We start from the raw sequence: 20,409 nt of genomic DNA on the forward strand, positions 1-20,409 counted from the left end.
TGATTTGTTTATGCCGAATTTTACAGCTGTTTATGCTACGCCGTCTTCTTTTAAGCGGGTTAACAGTTCATCCAGGTCAACCTCAGCAAACGAGGTTGATGAATCTGAGATACCATAAGGAATGATCAGTTTATTATTATGGATGATAGATCCGCAAGAGTAAAGCACGTTTGGTACATAACCTTCGCGCTCATCGCTATTTGGTACCAATAGCGGTTCCTTTAAACGACCGATCTCTACAGCAGGGTCATCCAACTTTAACAAGCTTGCACCAAGTACATAACGGCGCATAGGGCCTACACCATGGGTTATAACTATCCAGCCATCCTTGGTTTCAATAGGCGAACCACAGTTACCTATCTGTACAAACTCCCAGGTAAAGGCGGGTTTTTGCAACAGATCAGGTTTTTCCCATATGTTGATCTTATCAGAGTACATGATGTAGTTGTTGCAGCCATCAATACGCGATATCATGGCGTAACGGCCGTTTATCTTTCGTGGGAACAGCGCCAAGTTTTTATTTTGTGCACCGGCACCGTAAAGCGGCATGATCTTGAAGTTATAAAAATCGTTGGTTTGCAGCAGCTTAGGCATTATCAGCGAGCCATCATAAGCGGTATAAGTAGCATAGTAAACAGATGTGCCGTCCTCATGTGCAAACTTCACAAAGCGCGCATCCTCTATACCTTTACGTTCGTACTCAGAGATAGGGAAAATTACCCTGTCAGATATATCGGTATCCATCGAGAAAACGATCTCGTAATAAGAATCGGCCAGCCAAAGTATTTTGTCGTACTCCAGGCGCTTCATATCATCGTCCTGCAGTTTCTGCGAATCCATGATGATGCGACGCAGGTTGGCATATTCAAAGTGATGATCGAGTTTTGACTCCAGCTCATTAAGCACATCGATACTTATTTGCGTAATAGCAGCTTTCTCAAAAAACAGTTTCTTGTTGTAAACCGCGTTTCTTACTATTTCTGCCTCATCAATGTAGCTTCCGGCAGGTTGCACAGTTATGCGGTTGTCCTTATCTATCATTGCACGGCGGAAAGTGATAGAAGAGATGTGTCCCTCTCCCACCGCCCTAAAGCTGATGATCAGGCGTTTTTGGCCATCCTCCAATTCAGTCTGGTCAGGGTCTTCAATAACAGAGGGGTTAAAGAACGCCGCCGATTCGATAGAATACTCGTGCGTAAAGTATGAGCCCATCAGAAGTTTCCGATAAACGGAAAGGCTATCGAAATCGATCCCTAATTCAATAAAAAGCGGCTTTAACTTGCTGCAATGGCGATTAAGCACACGGGTTATATTACGGTGGCGTTTTGAATATTCTTGTAAAAGTGGCGAGATAATGCCAAAGGCAGTTTCCTCGCTAATGCTCATTACTCTTTCAATAACTTCCTTGGCACGGCCGTTGCCATTAAAAAAAAACCGTGCAATTACACGCTTCGGATCGGGGTTAACTCTTATCGGTTTGCGTTCTACGGAAAGTCTCATACGTATAAAAAGTGCGTTTACTCAATAACACACGCTTTTGTAAATTGATTTGAACAATTTAAGAAAGGTTAAATTTAAGCTGTTATACCAGTTAAATCATCCTGTTTCTTTTAATTAAGTAGCTCTTTAAAATGTGATCATACCCCTGGGAGATATCGGCATCTATCAGCTCTACACCATATTGTGCACACTTAAGCGCTAACTGATGACGATAGTTTTTTATAGCGTCGCGATAGGTATCGCGCACCTGGTTTGGGTGTATGCGGATCTCACTACCGGTTTCCATATCTACAAAATGATGCGGCCTGTTATCGAAACCGAAATCAAGCTCATGCGCCTTATCCATCACATTAAATATCAGTATCTCATGCTTGCGGTAGCGTAAATGTTGTATGGCTGCAAATAGCGCCTGGCCTTTCTCCTCGCTCATGCCATTCTCCAGCATATCGCTAAAGATGATCACCATCGACCGCTGGTGGATATTATTAGCGATGTAATGCAGCGTTTGGCTGATATTGGTCTCCGTTTTTTGCTTCTGCTGTTCAAAAGCGCTTTCTAACTGCGCAAACAAATAGAATAGGTGTGCCGATGTAGACCTTGCCTCACTTATCCAATCCATCTTATCAGAAAACAGGCAAAGCCCGAACGCGTCCCTTTGCTTTTTAAACAGGTACATGAGCGATGCAATGGCGTATACCGAGAATTGCAGTTTGCTTTGACCAATTGCCGGAAAGTTCATAGAGGAAGAAGTATCCAGCAGCAGGTAACAGCGCAGGTTAGTTTCTTCTTCAAACTGCTTTACAAAAAGTTTATCGGTGCGCGCAAATAATTTCCAGTCTATGTTTTTTACCGATTCGCCGCTATTATATAAACGATGCTCAGCAAACTCCACAGAAAAACCATGGAACGGGCTTTGGTGCAGGCCGGTTATAAAACCTTCTACTACTTGCCGTGCAAGCAGTTCAAGATTGGCCAGTTGCCGAATCTGTTGATCGTTACTGAGTTGAGGCATGGTTAAATATATTCTGGACTCAAATTAAGAGAATTTGAGTCCAGCTTAAAAACGCGTATAAATGGCAGTTTGTATCACGTGGTTAAAAAAGTATGCTTCTGCTTGCTTAACGTACTGGTTTAAGTAACCTACTTCAACATCTATCTTTTTGTGCAGACGATACCCGAAAGCCACGTACGCCCGGTTTTGATCAAAGAAGTGTTTATTTACTTTTTCTTTATTCTGCACGTTTACAAATATCTCGTTCTGTAAGCCTATGAACGGCCCTTTTACAAAGGTTGAATCTTTTTTGAACGGGATAACCGCCCTGGCAAAATAACGCAAGCGTTGCGAAAAGTAATGATCATTGCGGTTGGTGGTGTTGCCCAAAAATCGCTGCTCTAACCTGAATCGGTGCTGCAGGGTGGAGATCTTACCGATTTTGTTATTGATGATCAATTGCTGCCAGGTACGGCTCTCGGGCCTAAAGGTTTTGCTGCCTGCTGCATCGCGACCGTTAGTGGTTATATATGCATAACCCAGAGCCGCCATTTTGTTGCCGTCAAAGTAATAGTTCACGGATGGGCGTAAAAGAATGTGTTGCAGATACTTGAACTCATCAAACGACCGGAATTGCGCATCAAAGGACAGTCCCCAATGTTGACCAAAGCGCTGGGTATGGAACAAAGCACCCCAACCGGAGAAACGGTTGTCCTGCGCAAGTAATTTTACCGGAGATAGTAGTATGAGAAACAGGAATATCCTGATTAGCTTTTTCATAGTTTATTGTTGGAAAGCTAATATAGAAAATCCCCGTTTTGTTTGGACGGGGATGAGGGATAAATCTTGCTGTGGAATTAAATGCCGAAAGCAATTAACGGTTTCTTATTGTATTTGAGTGCCGCGCTATGGCTCGAAATGAAGCGTCTTTGATAAGAATGTTTAATCCTTAAATCTTACCAGGTTCTTTCTGCCAATATCATACACCAGCCTGAAAGCCTCCTGGTTGCTGCTGTAGCCCGGCGAATTGTGCAAACTAAATATGAATTGCCCGCGTAGTCCTTTGGCAACAAACGGTGTAATAATAAAATCGAGGCGGTTGTAAGTTTTAAAACGATAGTAAGCGTCACCATACTCAATATGGTGACCATCACCTTTGTAAAACTCATCGTATAAAGCTACACGCCAGTAACTTAAATAAGCATTGGCTACAAAGCCCTTAGGTTTCTGAAAGCCATCAACACCACGTATGCGCTCTAAAGACATCATGCCACCGGCTTCAATATTCAATGAATCCAGGAAAGTTTTGTGGCTGAAGTTTGCACCAAGTTTTAATTGGATAGCACCATTATCTTTGATATGATCATTCGGCTCCGGCGTTGCACTCCCCGCATCATGAAGCATAAAGGTATAATGTGAAACATACAATGGGCCATTTAACCATGGTTGGTATTTACCTGAGAACCCAAAGAGAAACTGCTCACGATCTGTAGCCGTTTGCCGGCTTACCCAATCTATCCAGACAGTTTCTGTAAAATGCTCGTTTTTAAATCGCGTTAGCATCCCCTCAACGTTGGGCCGGTAGTAACGCAACGTATCGTTAAGCATGGCACGCGGATAATCGGTAAGCAACCCCTCGCGCGAGAAAGCACCGATATAGAACAACCAGTTCTTGTTGGTAAAGCTGTAATAAATAGTAGGATCCACTTTTACAAAAAATGGCTTACCGCCAAACTCATGCAGCATATTTGCACCGGCGATAAAGTGGTTGTTGCTATCAAGGTTGAAGCCAAGATCAATAGTTGTACGAACGCCCGAGTAAGTGCGCGACCGCTCAGGAAATTCCTTGTATTCGCGGTTATCAAAAAATCCGAAACCGTTTAAATGGAAGTCAACATTTTGTGCTTTCGCAGCAATTGTTGTCAAGATAAGGAAGAACGATAGTAGTTGTAATTTTTTTATCATCGGTGTGGGCTATTCAACAATTAATTTTATAAAACGGCTATTCCTGCTGCCGGTAAATGGTTCTGTACGCAGCGAAAAAAACAGGTCGTATTTGCCCGGCTTTTGCGGTGCAATGGCTGTAATTTTGTAAAGCGTGCTTTGGCCTTTTTGCAAATTGATGTGGTTAAAATCGCCGCCTGCTTGTTGCACATCAACTGGTGTAGTGTGTATAAAAAAGCAGGTTTCAAGAAAAACCGAGTGTTTTGCGCCAAGGTTGGCAAAGTTAATTGCGAAGGGATATGGATTGGTTATAGTTAAGTCAAATTGTAATTTTTGGCCGGGCTTTGCTTTCACCTCTTTGGTGTTCACTGCTATGTTCACTTTTTGATAAGTGCGCACGTCATCTACCCAGCCACCAAACCAGGTACCTGCTTCGTTCTGTATGGTATCCCGGGTTACAGCAGGGTTATTCCAGTTTAAAAGTAAATAGATGCGCTTATGCTGCAGGCTATCTTCAATAGGCCACAAACTGAATTGGGTGCGGCGGTAATCGCGTGCATCATAGCTCATGCCTTTGGTGGTATTATTATAGAAATCGTACTTGCTGGGGTTCTGGAAACCTTCGCTCATGATCACATAATGATCGCCCGCTTTCTGCTTAACCAAATGCGCCCAATCTTTAAAGCCATAGTAGCTTTTAAACTGATCAACTTTGCGTAACCAGGCCGGGCCAAATATAAGGCAGGCCCTTAACACAAATATGAACACCAAATTTACAGCGGCCAGCCTCATTAGCCAGGTATATGTTTTACCGGCTTCGTTTATGGATATCAGCGCCAGTATCACCAGCGGGACAAATGCAATCAACGTCCAGTGTGGTTCAACAATACCTTTCAAACTATTAAGCAGGAAAAAGATGAACGTCGCTGCGGCGTTTACAACAAGTCCGCGTTTAAAAGGATCAGTAGCTTTGTTGCGGAATGCGGCGTAAAATATAAACCAGCCGATGAACGGGCCTCCCATTGCCAGTTGCGCTGGGATGTAGCCTAATGTTTGGTCGATGCGATAACCCGCCTCAGAACGATCGAACAAGTGATAGGTGATAGTTGGATAACCATGGTTCACCTGCCATAATATATGCGGCAAAAAAAGCAAGGTGGCAACCGCTGCCATCAGCCAGAAACTTTTACGCTTAAGCAGAGCCGGATTTGAGATAATGGTAAACCCGATGACCAATACTGCATGGTACTTGCTATACAGCAAGCATGCGATGATCAGCGCCAGCAGCAGGGTAAGTTTGATGTTATCGTCCTCGAGATACTTTTTATAGAAGTAGAAGAATAATACCGTGAACAGAAAAAGTGGCACATCAGGCGTGGTAGTAAAGCCGTATATGTTAAAGATAAAAGTACCGGCAATGATAAGATTAAACCACAATCCCCTTACCCCATATTGCCTAACTACAAGCCATATGGTATAAAGTGCTATACTGCTGCAGCAAACGGTTAGTAAACGTACGCCAAATTCGTTTTGGAACAGTGCGTATCCCAGTTTGATGAATACCGCCACCATAGGCGGATGATCGAAATATCCCCAGGCTAAAAAACGCGAATAGATCCAGTAATAAGCTTCGTCGGCATGCAGTTCGAGTGTGGCAGACTGGATGATATTAAACACCGTCCAGCACAAAATAAAGTACCATACCGATCTGTTGTTTTGACTAACCGCCGTGCTATCCATCGGCTACAAATGTAAAATAAATTGACGCAAGCAATACATAGTTTATATAGGTGATTATTCTAAATTTGATGATACAAATACAACGATGATGATTGACAAACAACTTGAAATTGTGCGCAAAACGCGCTTAAGCATATTGAATATTCTAACCGAATTCAGCCTGGAGCAGTTGAACAAAATACCCGCAAATTTTAACAACAATATCATCTGGAACCTGGGGCACATGGTAGCCACACAATATAAGATATGTTACCTAAAAGCTGGTTTGGATGATATGATTGATGATAATTTTTACAAGCGTTATGAATCTGGCAGTAAACCGGAAGGCCCGGCAGATGAGCGGGAATACGCGTTGATCAAATCATTGTTCATCACCAGCCTTGATAAACTGGCAAGCGATTATGAAGCAAAAATTTTCGGTAATTACCCTACCTGGACAACCCGCTACGGTGTAGATATCAGCAACATCGATGAAGCACTTGCTTTTTTACCTTTTCACGAGGGATTGCATAACGGTTATATTATGGCTATGAGAAAGGTGGTGTAGATAACGTCAGCTATCAATTACAAAGACAAAATTACTGCTTGCAAATCATCGAGCCTTTTAAATCCTTTATCCATAGTAAATAGAGGAAGATCGTAATATATTGCAGTAGCAGCAATTATTGCGTCCGGAAGCTTTATCTTGGTTTTCGCCCTGATTTCAATTGTTAGCTCCTTAATAGCAGGTTCAATGTCAACCATATGGCATTTAGATAGGAAGTCGCGCAACAGATCTTTATCAGTTACTGACAATCCTGAAAAACTTAAAACCTCAATTTCTGATATGACCGAAACGAAAAGACTTCTGCCGCTTAATAAATCTTGAACTTCTTCAACACCATTGAATAAGTTAATTATTAAAGATGTGTCTAAAACGATGTTATTGCCACTCATTGCGGGTCTTGAGTTGATAAGCTAAACCATCTTCGCCAAATTTCACCTTCCCAAAGTACTTCTTAAGATCGATAGCTTCCTTTTTCGTGGCAAGCTTGTTCAACTCTTTATCCAATTGGCTGCGTGTGGTGTTTTTGTCTATCTCTATTACCTTGCCCATATCCAAATATAATTAATAAGCATAACACAACAAAGCCCGACGTTTGCCGGGCTCTGCTTATTCTATTGTAAAAGCTTAAACTCCTAATAACAATCTTGCAGGGTCTTCCAGTAATTGTTTAACCCGTACCAGGAAGCTTACCGATTCGCGGCCATCGATAATACGGTGATCGTATGATAAGGCCAGGTACATCATCGGGCGGATAACCACTTGTCCGTTTACGGCTACCGGGCGTTCAACAATGTTGTGCATACCAAGGATAGCAGATTGTGGTGCATTGATGATTGGAGTCGACATCATTGAACCAAATACACCACCATTGGTGATGGTGAAAGTACCGCCAGTCATTTCGTCGATGGTCAGTTTATTTTCGCGGGCTTTACCTGCTAAAACAACAATGGCCTTCTCAATTTCGGCAAGGCTTAAGCTATCAGCATTGCGGATAACCGGAACGACCAAACCTTTAGGTGCAGATACGGCGATAGAAACGTCAGCAAAGTTGCTGTAAATGATCTCTTCACCCTCAATACGGGCGTTAACGGCAGGCCACTCTTTCAAAGCTTCGGTAACTGCCTTAGTGAAGAACGACATAAAGCCTAAGCCAACGCCATGTTTCTCTTTAAATTTATCTTTGTATTTACCGCGCAATTCCATAATAGGCGACATATCAACCTCGTTAAAGGTGGTTAACATCGCAGTTTCGTTTTTAACGGCAACCAAGCGCTTAGCAACCGTTTTACGAAGTGAAGACATTTTTTCGCGGCGGTCTGTACGTGCACCAGTTGCTTGAGGAGCAGCAGGAGTTGAAGCAGCCGGTTTTTGACTTTCAACTTTTGACTTTTGACTTTCCACCTGCGCGCCAAGTGCATCACCTTTAGTGATACGGCCATCAACACCTGATCCGTTTACGGACGCAGGATCAACACCTTTCTCGGCTAATATTTTGGCAGCAGCAGGCGATGGTGTGCCTGATGCATAAGTAGTACCTTTTGATGGAGCCGCTTGCGGAGACTCATTCACTTTATCAGCAACCGATGGGGTAACCTGTACAGGCGCAGCACCAGCGGCAGCACCTTCAATTTTACAAACTACGGCACCAATGGCAAGGGTGTCTCCTTCATTAGCCAAAGTTTTTAAAGTACCGGCTTTCTCTGCAGTCAATTCAAAAGTTGCTTTGTCTGATTCCAGTTCGGCAATGGCTTCGTCCATTTCAACGGCTTCGCCATCTTTTTTGATCCAGCGTGATAAAGTTACCTCTGTTATAGACTCACCAACCGGCGGAACTTTTATCTCTAACGATTCACCGCCGCCAGCCTGTGGTGCAGGTGCGTAAGCGTTTGCAGGATTTTCCGGGCTATCTGCAGTGGCTGGTTTGTTGCCGTCGGCAGTAGTAGCAGGTGCGCTGTCAGCAGCCGGCGCGCTTGCTGCAGCACCACCTTCTTCAATGGTAGCCACAACAGCACCAATGGCTAAGGTATCGCCTTCGGCAGCTGCAATTTTTAAAGTTCCGGCCTTTTCTGCGGTAAGTTCAAAGGTTGCTTTGTCTGATTCTAATTCAGCAATCACTTCGTCCATTTCTACTTGGTCGCCATCCTTCTTTTTCCAGGATGCCAGGGTTACTTCGGTAATGGATTCGCCTACCGGCGGAACTTTTATTTCTAAACTCATATTAGTATTGATAGTAGTTGTAGTTTTCTATTTAATTGAGAGCGGGATTTTGGTGCGGGGTGCCGGATAATTCTATTACCGGGATCTGGCACCACTCACCGTCACTCAAAGATCAATCTGCTCCGGCGTTAGCCATTTTTTCAGTGGTTTTCTCGATCTTTTCTTTTACCTTTTTGCCTGCAGGTGCCTCAAATGCCTTTGAAACGATGTGCGCCTGTTGTGCAGCGTGCTGCTTAGCGAAACCGGTTGCAGTACTGCTACCTTCCAAGCGAGAGATAACATTTAAGTTAAGATACTTATCATCATGGAACTTACGGCAAATGTATGGCCATGCACCCATGTTCTCCGGTTCTTCCTGTACCCAGATAAATTCGGTAGCGTTTTCGTATTTAGCTTTAACCTTCAATATCTGCTGAACCGGCGTAGGGTACAATTGCTCTACGCGTACAATGGCAACGTCTTTACGTTTATCAGTCTGTTGTTTTTCTAACAGGTCGTAATAAACCTTACCGGTACATAACAATACGCGTTTAACCTTCTTGATATCAACATAACTGTCATCGATCAACTCGTGGAATTTGCCATTGGTAAACTCCTCAAGCGGCGACATACAATTAGGGCTGCGCAGTAAGCTTTTTGGTGTAAAGATGATCAACGGCTTGCGGAAACTGCGGTGCATCTGCCTTCTTAAAATATGGAAGAAGTTTGCAGGTGTGGTACAATTGGCAACCTGTATATTATCATCGGCACAAAGCTCTAAGAAACGCTCAACACGTGCTGATGAGTGCTCCGGGCCCTGGCCTTCGTATCCGTGTGGCAATAACATTACCAAACCATTACCGCGTTGCCATTTAGTTTCTGCGCTTGCAATGTATTGGTCAACGATGATCTGCGCGCCGTTAAAGAAATCGCCAAATTGCGCTTCCCAAATGGTTAGGGCGTTAGGGTTGGCTAAAGCATATCCATATTCAAAACCAAGCACACCGTACTCAGATAATAATGAGTTATAGATGCTTAATTTAGCTTCATTATTGATGTTCTCAAGCGGCGTGTATTCGTCTTCAGAATCAGCAAGCGTTAACACAGCGTGGCGATGCGAGAAAGTACCGCGTTTAACGTCCTCTCCACTTAACCTAACCGGGAAACCTTCTTTTAATAAGGTACCGTAAGCTAATTGCTCGCCCATAGCCCAGTCAAACACTTTGGTTTTGTTAACCATAGCCTGGCGGTCTTCAAACAATTTCTCTATTTTTTTGAAGAACACCTTATCTTTAGGCAAGGTAGTAAGCGTATTACCAATTTCGCTGATCACTTCTTCACTTACAGATGTATCCGGCGTGCTGATGAACTCGCTGTGGTTAGCCAGGTGCAAACCTTTCCATGCGCCTTCAAACATCGGGATGGTATCAGTAAACCTGTCTGCTGCTTTTGCCTCATCAAGCATTTGCTGTAACTCGGCACGGAAGTTTTTCTCCAGTGTTTTTACGTAACCTTCATCAACCGTTTTATCTGCAACAAGCTTTTTGCTGTAGATCTGCAACGGATTAGGGTGTGCCTCAATAGCTTTGTATAATACCGGCTGGGTGAATTTAGGTTCATCAGCCTCGTTGTGGCCATAACGGCGGTAACACAAGATGTCGATAAACACATCCTCGTTAAACACCTGGCGGTATTCCATCGCCAGGTTAACTACGTAAGCCAATGCCTCAACATCATCACCATTTACGTGGAAAACCGGTGATAATACTGTTTTTGCAACATCGGTACAGTATGTACTTGAACGGGCATCTTTATAGTTCGTAGTGAAACCTATCTGGTTATTAATAACCAGGTGAATGGTACCGCCTGTGCTGTAACCATCCAGTTTTTCCATTTGCAATACCTCGTAAACAATGCCTTGTCCGGCAACGGAGGCGTCGCCATGTATCAATATCGGCGCAATCTTAGAATGGTCACCGTTGTACTTAAAATCAATTTTTGAGCGGGTGATACCTTCAACAACCGGGTCTACTGCCTCCAGGTGCGAAGGGTTAGGGCAAAGGCTTAAGTGAACCTTTTTGCCTTGCTTGGTTTCCACATCCGTAGAATAACCTAAGTGGTATTTAACATCACCACCAAATGATTGTGATGAATCGTAATTTTTCCCTTCAAACTCAGAGAATACCTCTTTATAGGTTTTCTCCATGATATTTGTCAGCACGTTTAAACGGCCGCGGTGAGCCATACCGATGATAAACTCCTCGATACCCAGCTCAGAGCCTTTCCTGACAACTGAATCCAGCGCTGGGATCAGTGCCTCGGCACCTTCTAATGAGAAACGCTTCTGGCCCAAAAATTTGGTACCTAAAAAGTTCTCGAACACAACCGCTTCGTTCAATTTTGAAAGCATTGCTTTTTTCTCATCTACAGAGAAATTTGGCGTGTTGCGTTTTTTCTCCATCCTGTCCTCAAACCATTTTAGTTTTATCGGATTGCGGATGTAAGTATACTCTGCACCAATGGCCTGGCAATAGGTTTGCTCAAGCAATTCGCGGATATCGCGCAGTTTGGCGGGGCCTAAGCCAACTTCAACACCAGCGTTAAATACGGTATCCATATCGGCTTCGCTTAAACCAAAGGTTTCAAGCTCTTTGCCGGGAAAGTATTTGCGACGCTCGCGTACAGGGTTGGTTTTAGAGAATAAATGGCCGCGTGAACGGTAGCCATTTATCATATTTAGAACGTTAATTTCTTTTTGAAAATGCTCCGGAGTTTCGGCTCCGGCCGCACCGCCAACAACAGCATTATCCTGCCCAAACTGAAATCCTTCGAAGAATTTTTGCCAGCTATAGTCTACTGATTCAGGGTCTTGTTTGTAGGCTTCGTATAATGAGTTGATGTGGTCAGCGTTGCCGCTGTTTATATAATTTAGGCGATCCATGAGATAGCTATGTTGTAAGACGTTGCAAAACTAAGCATAATAGTACAATATGCCATATTTATATGTTATAACTTTTTAGCCATAACTATAGTTTGATAAAAGAAATATTTAAAGGTTTAGGCAGGCTGTAAATATTTAAACCGGCAGCTTTAAACTGAGGTGGAAATACCGTCGGCAGCGGGTGCCCAGGTACTAATGTAGTCATCGTCAGACTGCGCCGATTTTGCAGCGTTAAAAAAACGGTTGCTCTTGGTATCGTTACCCACCCCTGCCATAAAAGCCCAATTGCCCCAATTGCTGGCCGGCGAATAATCTATCAGTGTTTCCTCAAAATAGAGCGCTCCCTTTGTCCAGTCAACCTGCAGGTCTTTTATAAGATATGCTGCTACTGCCTGCCGTGCATAATTACTGAGGTACCCGGTGGCGTTTAACTGATGCATGGCAGCATCAATGTAAGGCTCACCTGTTTGGCCGTTCTTCCATCTCTCAAACAGTTCATCCTGGTTATCGGCAATATCAGGGGCACTACCAAAGCCTTCTGATCTGAAAAACTGCTGACCGTGCTTTTTAAACATAAAGCGGAAATAATCCCGCCAAAGCAGTTCCAGCATCAGCGGATCAGCATTTTGCAGGTTGTTCTCTTTTTGATGATTAAGCACTTCCCAATAAACCTGGCGGGGCGAGATGCAGCCAACAGCAAGCCAGGGCCCAAGGCCGGATGAGTTGGGCTGATTTATTATAGAAGCATTTGATAAATACTGGCGCAAACGTTTAAGCGCCTCAGTTTCCCCACCGGTTATTTTTTCACCGGCACGCGGATCGTCTACAGGCTGCACGATGCCTAATTCTTCGAGTGTCGGCAATTCACCGGGATCAATGGTCTCCGGTACAAGTATCTTCTCGGGTGTTGTAACTACAGGTCTTACCGTGCTATCTCGCTCCACCTTTTTTTTAAAGGTTACAAAGCTATCGGGGATATCTTTTATAGGGAAAGGCAGGTCTTCTTTGTGATACATGGTATGGCCGATGAAGTGCTTTAGGTTAAGCTGCTTTTTCCAAAGCGCTTCCTCTACCCTTTCAGATATGGATGTTTCATCAGGTGCAACTTCGCGATGATGGTACACCTCGCTGATGTTAAATTCTTCGGCTAATTGAACAAGCACTTCAGCAGGGTCGCCGGTACGGATAAGTAACTCTGCCCCCATTGCGCGCAGGTTATTACGCAGATCGGCAACAGCTTCAAGCAAAAATCGTGTGCGGAAAGCACCGGTTTTAGTGCCACCGTTTATACCGGTTTTAAAGTAGAAAGGATCAAAGATAAATACCGGCAAAACGTTATCAGCCCGGCGTACCGCTTCTGATAATATCTCATTATCGCGGATGCGCAGGTCATTTCTAAACCAAACCAGTATCGTCTTTTCACTCATATGAACTACTAATCTAAACTTATTTAGATTGATTACAAAGATGCCGATTATTTATTTCTCCTGCACTTTTCGCTGCAATATTTGACATCGTCCCAACACTTTGCCCACTTTTTTCGCCAGGTAAATGGTTTATTACATACAAGGCAAATTTTTGAAGGAAGATTCTGCTTATTGCCTTTAAAATCCACGGCTATTGCTTTTTGGTCTGTTTGCTAACACAGGCCTCAGCAATGTGTTTTAGTGCTATTGGCAAAAGCCGACGGCATAACGTTGAATGAATACTTTTTACGTTTTTGTCGCCTTGAACACTACTGTTATCTTATTGTAAAACTAAAGCATCCTTTACACCGTTATTAATCAGTAGGTAAGATTTATGCTTACCTTTATACATAATCAACAAGAGTAAACATGGCAACTACAGAAAGCATCCAAAAAGCCTATATCGATTACGTATTAACGGAAGGACAGCAGCCTAAATCTGTTTACGTTTTTGCAAAAAGGAATAAAATGGCCGAGGAAGAATTTTACCGCTACTTTGGCTCGTTTGACGCTGTTGAACAAAGCGTATGGACAGACCTGATGCAGAAAACGCTTAACGAGATCCGTGGCCAGGAGATCTGGTCACAGTACAGTGCACGCGAAAAGGCCTTGTCTTTCTTCTACAGCTTTTTTGAATTGCTTAAGGGCAACAGGAGTTTTGCTGTTTACAGTATCAAAAAGCAGCGCAGCATTGGCACCCCAAAGGTGCTTGAGCCTGCGAAGGAAATTTTTGAAGAATTTGCCATTAGTATTCTTAACGAAGGTTTGGAATCGGCTGAACTCAGCGACCGTAAATTTTTTAGTAAACGGTATAAGGATGCGCTATGGGTTCAATTCGGCTTTGTACTCAACTTTTGGATAAATGACGATTCGGCAGGTTTTGAGAAGACCGATGAGGCTATTGAAAAAGGCATTAACGTAACATTCGATTTGTTTCAGCGTTCGCCGATAGATAACTTATTTGAATACGGTAAGTTCCTGGCGAAGAATGGTGGATTGAAGGAGAAAATGGGGTTTTAAGTTAACTCATTCCGCGGCACTTTGTGCTTACGCACCCTACTCCGCAAAGAGGGATGGCTTATGAAGAGATTTGTCATGCTGAACTTAGGTAAGCATCTATCACCAACGTGAAAAGCGAATACCAGATTCTTTGCTCCCGCTCAGAATGACATATATATTTAGAATACTTTTAAGCGCAACAAAGAAAGCGGAATCTATACGGCGGCTGGCGGAGATAGCCGGGTGAGTAAATAGTTTAACAATATACTAATCATTTGAGCACCAGCTTACCTTACCGTGCTGCCATATTTGATATGGATGGCACAATTGTAAATAACACACCGTTTCATTTTAGGGCGTGGCAGCAATTATTTAAGCTGCACAATTTGCCAGAACTAACAAAGGAAACTTATCTCAACCAGATAAGCGGTGTTCCTATCATCAACACAGTACACCAGTTCTTTGGTAGCAAAGCAGATGAAGAATTTGCCAAACAACTGGCCGATGAAAAGCAGAAGCTATACCAAGAAGCTTTTAAACCATTTCTACAGCCATTAACCGGACTTGAAAGTTTTTTATCAGAGCTGAAAAAAGCAGGCATTAAGATCGCACTGGCTACGTCATCAAATGAGAATGATATTGATTTTATCTTCCATGATGTTGCTATTGGTAAATACTTTGATGTGCTGGTAACCGGCGGCATGGTCAATGAGCCCAAGCCGTCGCCACAAATATTTTTAAAAGCGGCTCTACAATTGAATGTTGATCCTCATGCTTGTGTAGTTTTTGAAGATTCGTTGGCAGGTTTGCGTGCGGGTAAAAACGCAGGCATGAAGGTTGCTGGTATTACCACAAGCCATAAAGCCGATGCGATAAGCGGGCTTGCAGATATAGTTTTTGATAATTACAGCGAATTAAACCTGCAAAAGCTGGCAGCTTTATTTAATTAAAGTTCAGCCTTGATGCTCAGCCGGTCTACGCTACGCTGGACCACCCTTTCTGTTACAAGCAGCAAGGATGGTAATAAGGAATATATCATCCTGCATACGCTCATGTAGAACGGACGGTAGATCCGCGGACTGGCGGAGATGATGGGGTGATTAAATATTTGAGGATATTAACAAATGAACGACGAAAAAGCTAAAGAGCAAAACAGTATACCAACCAGTAAAGTGGAGCGTAGTGCCAAGTTTGTAAAAACCGGCTTTAAAATAGGCGGCAACTACATTAAGCATTACTCCAAAAAATTATTTAATCCGAATCTGGATCGTACCGAACTGAATGAGGACAACGCCACAGACATTTATCAATCCCTTAGCGAATTGAAGGGTAGCGCACTAAAAGTTGCGCAAATGCTGAGCATGGATAAAAACCTGCTGCCGCAAGCTTATGTAAATAAGTTCAGTCAATCGCAATACAATGCACCGCCTTTATCCGGGCCGCTCATTGTACAAACATTTAAAAAATACTTTGGCAAAACTCCGGACCAGATCTACGATAAATTCAATATCCACTCTACCAATGCAGCCTCAATAGGCCAGGTACACCAGGCTGAGCTTAACGGCAAAAAACTTGCGGTAAAAATACAATACCCCGGGGTTGGTGATTCTATCTCATCAGATCTTAAACTGGTTAAGCCCTTTGCCTTCCGCATGCTGGGTATGAGCGAGAAGGAACTGGACATCTACATGAAAGAGGTAGAGGAACGCCTTTTAGAAGAAACTGATTATGAGCTTGAGATCCGTCGTTCTATCGAGTTTTCTATCGCTTGCAAAGTTTTAAATAACGTGGTATTCCCGGACTATTATCCTGACCTATCCAGCAAACGCATCATCACCATGGACTGGCTTGATGGCATGCACCTGAAGGAGTTTTTGGCTACCGATCCGTCGCAGGAGTTGCGTAACAAAATCGGTCAGGCCCTGTGGGACTTTTATAATTATCAGCAACACGAATTGCGGGCAGTACACGCCGACCCGCATCCGGGTAACTTTATGATCACCACAAATAACAAATTAGGAGTTATAGATTTTGGTTGCATAAAAGTAATGCCCGATGATTTTTATTACCCGTTCTTCTCGCTCACATCAACAGACTTGTTCAAAGACAAGCAGGAAACTATAAAAGCGTTCAGGCAACTGGAAATGATCTTACCTAATGATACCCCACAGCAAGTAGAGTTTTATCATGATATGTTTAAACAAATGATAAGCCTGTTTGCCAAACCATACATCACCAGTACGTTTGATTTTAGTGATAAAAAGTTTTTTGACGACCTATTTGGCTTTGGCGAAAAGATTTCAAAAATGCCGGAGTTTAAACAAGCGCGTGGCGTAAAACATTTTATATACGTTAACCGTACCAACTTTGGGCTCTACAATATCCTGCATGATCTTAAGGCATTTGTTAAAACAGATACCTACAAACCACAGGTTGAGAAAGCAACAGCTTAAAACATTTAGAAAAACAGGCCGTTGCCTGCTTTTTTTTAGATCAAGCTTTTTTCTAACTTAATTAGCAACAGCCATCACCGCACCTGCTAACCCAAGTAATACGGCAAACACCCAGCTGATATCAGACCGGGTTGCCCAGATCTGTACATCCGTTAAGCGACCGGTGTGTGCAAAAGACTTTGCCCTGTTACGGCAAAATACAGCAAAACCGGCAATTGCCAGCACTGTAACAGCACAGGCGGCAATCAAGAAAATCTCAAAAGTAGTTGTAAACATCATCTCAAAGGCTCCTTTACAATTGGTATGTTAACAAACGGTTAAACTCAGCCATTGGTTTTGTAAAATAGTTGTTATAGAAACCCTAACAGTTGTATCTGTCATAAAACAAGATTGTAAGCTGCCTGTTCTCAAAATCATAATATTTAAACAATACTTTTAGCAGATCTAAATGGATAATAAGAACATACTGATAACGGGCGGTACCGGGTTAATTGGTAAGCATTTAACTAACGCTTTGTTGGAGAAAGGGTGCAAGGTAAGCCTGCTATCGAGGAAAGCGGGTGACAACCCAAAAGTTAAGACTTATACCTGGGACGTTGATAAACAAGAAATAGATCCCGATTGCATTACCGGAATAGATACCATTATTCACCTGGCAGGTGCCGGCATAGCTGATAAACCCTGGACTGATGAACGAAAAAAAGAAATCGTTGATAGCCGCACAAAGTCTATCAGACTCATCTATGATCTGATGAGGAAAAAATCTCATCAGGTAAAAACTGTTATCTCTGCGTCGGGTATCAATTATTATGGCGATAGCGGCGATAAACTACTTGAAGAAAGCGACCTGCCTGCAAACGATTTTGTTGGTAACTGTTGCGTGGAGTGGGAGAAGGCTGTAGATGAAGGCGTAGAATTTGGTCTGCGGATAGTTAAATATCGCACCGGCGTTGTTTTAACGCAAGAAGGTGGTGCACTACCAAAACTGGCAACTCCTGTAAAGTTATATGTGGGTTCGCCATTGGGTAATGGTAAACAATGGGTGCCGTGGATACACCCGCAGGACGTTACCGATATGTACCTTTATGCTTTAGAAAGTACTGAACTGGCCGGAGCTTTTAATATGGTTGCGCCAAATCCGGTAACTAACAAAGCGCTTACAAAGGCGGTAGCTAAACAATTGGAGAAACCCCTTTGGGCGCCAAATGTGCCGGCGTTTTTAATAAAATTATTGTTTGGCGAAATGGCTTCGCTGGTATTGGGAAGCACGCGCGCCTCAGCCCAAAAGATCCAAGACAATGGTTTTACGTTCCGATACCCCGATGTAGAATCGGCTTTAAAAGAAATTTATGGATAAAAAACAGCCAATAAGCATATTTTGGTTTCGTCGCGATCTGCGAATAGATGATAACGCCGGCCTATACCATGCCTTAAAGGGCGAAAACCCTGTTTTGCCCCTGTTTATTTTCGACCGCGAAATACTTGATGATCTGGAAGAAAAAGATGATGCCCGTGTAACTTTTATAGTTGAAACACTTGAGGACTTAAACAAAGAGCTTCATAAACATCAAAGCAGCCTGCTGGCAGTTTATGACAAGCCCGACTATGCCTGGAAAGAGCTGATCTCCGAGTATAACATCAAAGCTGTTTATACTAATCATGATTATGAGCCTTATGCCAGTGAGCGTGATGCCGAAATAGAAAAGCTGTTTAAGAAACACGACATTGAATTTAAGACTTTTAAAGACCAGGTTATATTTGAAAAGGAAGAGGTAACCAAAGATGATGGTAAACCTTACACGGTTTTTACGCCTTATAAAAACAAATGGACGCAAAAACTTAAGCCTTTTTACCTTAAAGCTTACCCCACAACAAAATACTTACACAACCTTTACAAGTTTAAAGCGCCTGCCATGCCCACACTTAAAAAGATGGGCTTCGAAAAAAGCAACCAAATTTTTCCTGATAAGAACTACAAGGATGCAATTGCAGATTATGGCAAAAAGCGCGATTTTCCGGCATTGCAAGCTACATCGCGCGTGGGGATGCACTTGCGCTTTGGTTCCGTGAGCATACGCCAGTGTGCTACTGATGCCAATAAGGCGCACGACAAAACCTGGTTGAATGAGCTGATATGGCGGGAGTTTTACTCCATGATACTTTATCATTTTCCTCAAACGATGAACCATGCCTTTAGGCCTGAATATGACCGCATCCGCTGGGAAAACGACGAAAAGCAATTTAAGGCCTGGTGCGAAGGCAAAACCGGATACCCATTGGTTGATGCCGGTATGCGCCAGCTTAATGCCACTGGCTACATGCATAACCGCGTGCGCATGGTTACGGCAAGTTTTTTAAGCAAAGATCTACTGATTGACTGGCGCTGGGGCGAACGCTATTTTGCCAGCAAACTGCTGGATTATGAAATGGCCAGTAACGTTGGTGGCTGGCAATGGGCTGCAGGCAGCGGTACCGACGCTGCACCGTATTTTAGGATATTTAACCCGGAAAGCCAGGCTAAAAAATTTGATCCTAAAATGGAGTACATAAAAAAATGGGTTCCGGAATATGCCGACTTCAGCAAATATCCAAAACCCATTGTAGATCATACTTTTGCACGCGAACGCTGCCTAAAGGCATTTAAAGCTGCGCTAAGTAAATAATTATGGTTGTGTAACCGATGCTATCTGCACTTCAAAGTGTAGTACTGAGTTAGCAGGTATACCTGCACTTTGCTGAGCTGTACCGTAACCTAATGCAGAGGGGATAAACAGAGACAAAGATGTGCCTGTGCTTCCATACTTAAGTATAGCGGTTTTGAATCCATCAATTAAGCTATAAGGTGTTAATGTTGTAGCGGTAGTTTGGGATGACTGATCAAAGTTGGTACCGTTCAATAAACTTCCAACGTAAGTTGCGCTAACGTTAGAGTATTGCGTGATCTCCCCAACAGAACCTGAACCCTGGGTAACAACTTTGTAATAGAAACCTAACGGGTCTTTTGTGTAGCCGGTTAAATTATTTGCTGTAAAATAATTTTTTATCACTTGGTCATCATAAGCAGCCTGATCTTTTATTACATGCACATACATGTCAAGGCTTTGATTACCTGCTATACGGCCGCTTGCTGTAATACTTCCTACGCCAAATCCGCGTACGCCATAAGCAAGGCGCGAGGGTATAAGAACCTGAATGTTAGCCCCCGGATACTTTAAAAGGTTATGAACAGCTAACTGCGCACCCACGGGAAAATAAAATCCCGTAGTAGTATTCACGCTTGTCATGTAGCCCAAAAAACCGTTGTAATGGTTGGCTATTGTATCAGTACTTACATACTTGCCATCCATCGATTTTAAGGTATAAACAACAGACACCTGGTCTTGGTATTTTAGCGAATCGGGGCCGGTGCCCGGCGTAGTGGGGCTAATTAATTTGTAATATAAACCCGTTGCACCATCGCCTATCAGCGTCTCGTCTTTGGTAAACCCGGTTAATGCATTGGCAGATATATAAGCTTGTATTTGCTGGTCATCATACTGCTGTATATCAGGCAGATTATTATCATTCTTTTTACACGCGGTTAAACCAGCAAGGGCAAGTACTAAAAAGGTAAAAATTCTTTGTTTCATTAA

Annotated in this window: 19 protein-coding genes; 6 read left to right on the forward strand and 13 right to left on the reverse strand. The window is 43.1% G+C overall.

Features of this window, described 5'->3' with window-relative positions; all coding sequences use genetic code 11:
• Nucleotides 1–30 precede the first annotated feature (30 nt).
• The 5 genes from INP83_RS20190 to INP83_RS20210 all read right to left on the reverse strand — a co-directional run bounded on the left by INP83_RS20190 (nucleotide 31) and on the right by INP83_RS20210 (nucleotide 6,175).
• Nucleotides 31–1,500, reverse strand: a complete 1,470-nt coding sequence (locus INP83_RS20190; RefSeq protein ID WP_219125686.1) for a glycoside hydrolase family 130 protein — start codon at nucleotides 1,498–1,500, stop codon at nucleotides 31–33.
• 91 nt (nucleotides 1,501–1,591) lie between these two features.
• Nucleotides 1,592–2,512, reverse strand: coding sequence for a DUF58 domain-containing protein (locus tag INP83_RS20195; RefSeq protein WP_146272800.1), 921 nt, complete (start codon nucleotides 2,510–2,512; stop codon nucleotides 1,592–1,594).
• 45 nt (nucleotides 2,513–2,557) lie between these two features.
• Nucleotides 2,558–3,271 (reverse strand): DUF2490 domain-containing protein, encoded by a 714-nt coding sequence (locus tag INP83_RS20200; protein WP_219125687.1) that lies wholly within the window; start codon nucleotides 3,269–3,271, stop codon nucleotides 2,558–2,560.
• Nucleotides 3,272–3,433: 162 nt separating this feature from the next.
• Nucleotides 3,434–4,456: a hypothetical protein gene (locus INP83_RS20205; protein ID WP_219125688.1), complete on the reverse strand. Its 1,023-nt coding sequence runs from the start codon at nucleotides 4,454–4,456 to the stop codon at nucleotides 3,434–3,436.
• 9 nt (nucleotides 4,457–4,465) lie between these two features.
• Nucleotides 4,466–6,175 (reverse strand): glycosyltransferase family 39 protein, encoded by a 1,710-nt coding sequence (locus INP83_RS20210; RefSeq protein ID WP_219125689.1) that lies wholly within the window; start codon nucleotides 6,173–6,175, stop codon nucleotides 4,466–4,468.
• An 85-nt stretch (nucleotides 6,176–6,260) separates the two neighbouring features.
• Between INP83_RS20210 and INP83_RS20215 the strand changes: the two genes are divergently transcribed.
• The gene (locus INP83_RS20215) at nucleotides 6,261–6,722 is read left to right on the forward strand and encodes a DinB family protein (RefSeq protein WP_255563205.1); all 462 of its coding nucleotides are present in this window, start codon (nucleotides 6,261–6,263) and stop codon (nucleotides 6,720–6,722) included.
• 17 nt (nucleotides 6,723–6,739) lie between these two features.
• Here the strand turns inward: INP83_RS20215 and INP83_RS20220 are convergent, their stop codons facing one another.
• The 6 genes from INP83_RS20220 to INP83_RS20245 all read right to left on the reverse strand — a co-directional run bounded on the left by INP83_RS20220 (nucleotide 6,740) and on the right by INP83_RS20245 (nucleotide 13,474).
• Nucleotides 6,740–7,111 (reverse strand): type II toxin-antitoxin system VapC family toxin, encoded by a 372-nt coding sequence (locus tag INP83_RS20220; protein WP_219125690.1) that lies wholly within the window; start codon nucleotides 7,109–7,111, stop codon nucleotides 6,740–6,742.
• Nucleotides 7,098–7,271, reverse strand: coding sequence for a hypothetical protein (locus tag INP83_RS20225; protein ID WP_186458794.1), 174 nt, complete (start codon nucleotides 7,269–7,271; stop codon nucleotides 7,098–7,100). The genes INP83_RS20220 and INP83_RS20225 overlap by 14 nt, the downstream gene beginning before the upstream one ends.
• Before the next feature lie 75 nt (nucleotides 7,272–7,346).
• Complete coding sequence (gene odhB / locus INP83_RS20230; protein ID WP_219125691.1) at nucleotides 7,347–8,939, reverse strand: 2-oxoglutarate dehydrogenase complex dihydrolipoyllysine-residue succinyltransferase; 1,593 nt, start codon at nucleotides 8,937–8,939, stop codon at nucleotides 7,347–7,349.
• Between the two features lie 112 nt (nucleotides 8,940–9,051).
• On the reverse strand, nucleotides 9,052–11,859 hold the full coding sequence (locus INP83_RS20235) for a 2-oxoglutarate dehydrogenase E1 component (protein ID WP_219125692.1): 2,808 nt from the start codon (nucleotides 11,857–11,859) through the stop codon (nucleotides 9,052–9,054).
• A 149-nt stretch (nucleotides 11,860–12,008) separates the two neighbouring features.
• Complete coding sequence (locus tag INP83_RS20240) at nucleotides 12,009–13,286, reverse strand: DASH family cryptochrome (RefSeq protein ID WP_146272791.1); 1,278 nt, start codon at nucleotides 13,284–13,286, stop codon at nucleotides 12,009–12,011.
• 47 nt (nucleotides 13,287–13,333) lie between these two features.
• A complete protein-coding gene (locus INP83_RS20245; protein WP_146272789.1) occupies nucleotides 13,334–13,474 on the reverse strand; it encodes a DUF2256 domain-containing protein in 141 nt (46 codons plus the stop codon).
• Nucleotides 13,475–13,694: 220 nt separating this feature from the next.
• On the opposite strand from INP83_RS20245, the gene INP83_RS20250 reads away from it, so the two are divergent.
• The 3 genes from INP83_RS20250 to INP83_RS20260 all read left to right on the forward strand — a co-directional run bounded on the left by INP83_RS20250 (nucleotide 13,695) and on the right by INP83_RS20260 (nucleotide 16,777).
• Nucleotides 13,695–14,345: a TetR family transcriptional regulator C-terminal domain-containing protein gene (locus tag INP83_RS20250; RefSeq protein WP_219125693.1), complete on the forward strand. Its 651-nt coding sequence runs from the start codon at nucleotides 13,695–13,697 to the stop codon at nucleotides 14,343–14,345.
• Between the two features lie 254 nt (nucleotides 14,346–14,599).
• Nucleotides 14,600–15,274 (forward strand): HAD family phosphatase, encoded by a 675-nt coding sequence (locus INP83_RS20255; protein WP_219125694.1) that lies wholly within the window; start codon nucleotides 14,600–14,602, stop codon nucleotides 15,272–15,274.
• 174 nt (nucleotides 15,275–15,448) lie between these two features.
• Entirely contained in the window at nucleotides 15,449–16,777 is a 1,329-nt protein-coding gene (locus INP83_RS20260; protein WP_219125695.1) for an AarF/ABC1/UbiB kinase family protein, read from the forward strand.
• A 57-nt stretch (nucleotides 16,778–16,834) separates the two neighbouring features.
• On the opposite strand, the gene INP83_RS20265 is transcribed toward INP83_RS20260, so the two are convergent.
• The gene (locus INP83_RS20265) at nucleotides 16,835–17,056 is read right to left on the reverse strand and encodes a hypothetical protein (protein ID WP_146272781.1); all 222 of its coding nucleotides are present in this window, start codon (nucleotides 17,054–17,056) and stop codon (nucleotides 16,835–16,837) included.
• A gap of 169 nt (nucleotides 17,057–17,225) precedes the next feature.
• Between INP83_RS20265 and INP83_RS20270 the strand changes: the two genes are divergently transcribed.
• The gene (locus tag INP83_RS20270; RefSeq protein ID WP_219125696.1) at nucleotides 17,226–18,134 is read left to right on the forward strand and encodes a TIGR01777 family oxidoreductase; all 909 of its coding nucleotides are present in this window, start codon (nucleotides 17,226–17,228) and stop codon (nucleotides 18,132–18,134) included.
• Nucleotides 18,127–19,440 carry a deoxyribodipyrimidine photo-lyase gene (locus INP83_RS20275; RefSeq protein ID WP_219125697.1) on the forward strand — a complete coding sequence of 438 codons (1,314 nt, stop codon included), beginning with the start codon at nucleotides 18,127–18,129 and terminating at the stop codon, nucleotides 19,438–19,440. The genes INP83_RS20270 and INP83_RS20275 overlap by 8 nt, the downstream gene beginning before the upstream one ends.
• Here INP83_RS20275 and INP83_RS20280 read toward each other — a convergent pair whose 3' ends face one another.
• Nucleotides 19,441–20,406 (reverse strand): FKBP-type peptidyl-prolyl cis-trans isomerase, encoded by a 966-nt coding sequence (locus INP83_RS20280; RefSeq protein ID WP_219125698.1) that lies wholly within the window; start codon nucleotides 20,404–20,406, stop codon nucleotides 19,441–19,443.
• Nucleotides 20,407–20,409 lie beyond the last annotated feature (3 nt).

The sequence above is a fragment of the Mucilaginibacter sp. 21P genome (assembly GCF_019331605.1).
Classification (GTDB): Bacteria; Bacteroidota; Bacteroidia; order Sphingobacteriales; family Sphingobacteriaceae; genus Mucilaginibacter; species Mucilaginibacter achroorhodeus.

Coding starts and splice junctions, on each gene's coding strand:
- odhB (WP_219125691.1), bottom strand. CDS start 8,939: ATGAGTTTAGAAATAAAAGTTCCGCCGGTAGGCGAATCCATTACCGAA.
- INP83_RS20210 (WP_219125689.1), bottom strand. CDS start 6,175: ATGGATAGCACGGCGGTTAGTCAAAACAACAGATCGGTATGGTACTTT.
- INP83_RS20260 (WP_219125695.1), top strand. CDS start 15,449: ATGAACGACGAAAAAGCTAAAGAGCAAAACAGTATACCAACCAGTAAA.
- INP83_RS20235 (WP_219125692.1), bottom strand. CDS start 11,859: ATGGATCGCCTAAATTATATAAACAGCGGCAACGCTGACCACATCAAC.
- INP83_RS20225 (WP_186458794.1), bottom strand. CDS start 7,271: ATGGGCAAGGTAATAGAGATAGACAAAAACACCACACGCAGCCAATTG.
- INP83_RS20215 (WP_255563205.1), top strand. CDS start 6,261: ATGATGATTGACAAACAACTTGAAATTGTGCGCAAAACGCGCTTAAGC.
- INP83_RS20275 (WP_219125697.1), top strand. CDS start 18,127: ATGGATAAAAAACAGCCAATAAGCATATTTTGGTTTCGTCGCGATCTG.
- INP83_RS20195 (WP_146272800.1), bottom strand. CDS start 2,512: ATGCCTCAACTCAGTAACGATCAACAGATTCGGCAACTGGCCAATCTT.
- INP83_RS20190 (WP_219125686.1), bottom strand. CDS start 1,500: ATGAGACTTTCCGTAGAACGCAAACCGATAAGAGTTAACCCCGATCCG.
- INP83_RS20265 (WP_146272781.1), bottom strand. CDS start 17,056: ATGATGTTTACAACTACTTTTGAGATTTTCTTGATTGCCGCCTGTGCT.
- INP83_RS20220 (WP_219125690.1), bottom strand. CDS start 7,111: ATGAGTGGCAATAACATCGTTTTAGACACATCTTTAATAATTAACTTA.
- INP83_RS20205 (WP_219125688.1), bottom strand. CDS start 4,456: ATGATAAAAAAATTACAACTACTATCGTTCTTCCTTATCTTGACAACA.
- INP83_RS20200 (WP_219125687.1), bottom strand. CDS start 3,271: ATGAAAAAGCTAATCAGGATATTCCTGTTTCTCATACTACTATCTCCG.
- INP83_RS20240 (WP_146272791.1), bottom strand. CDS start 13,286: ATGAGTGAAAAGACGATACTGGTTTGGTTTAGAAATGACCTGCGCATC.
- INP83_RS20250 (WP_219125693.1), top strand. CDS start 13,695: ATGGCAACTACAGAAAGCATCCAAAAAGCCTATATCGATTACGTATTA.
- INP83_RS20270 (WP_219125696.1), top strand. CDS start 17,226: ATGGATAATAAGAACATACTGATAACGGGCGGTACCGGGTTAATTGGT.
- INP83_RS20280 (WP_219125698.1), bottom strand. CDS start 20,406: ATGAAACAAAGAATTTTTACCTTTTTAGTACTTGCCCTTGCTGGTTTA.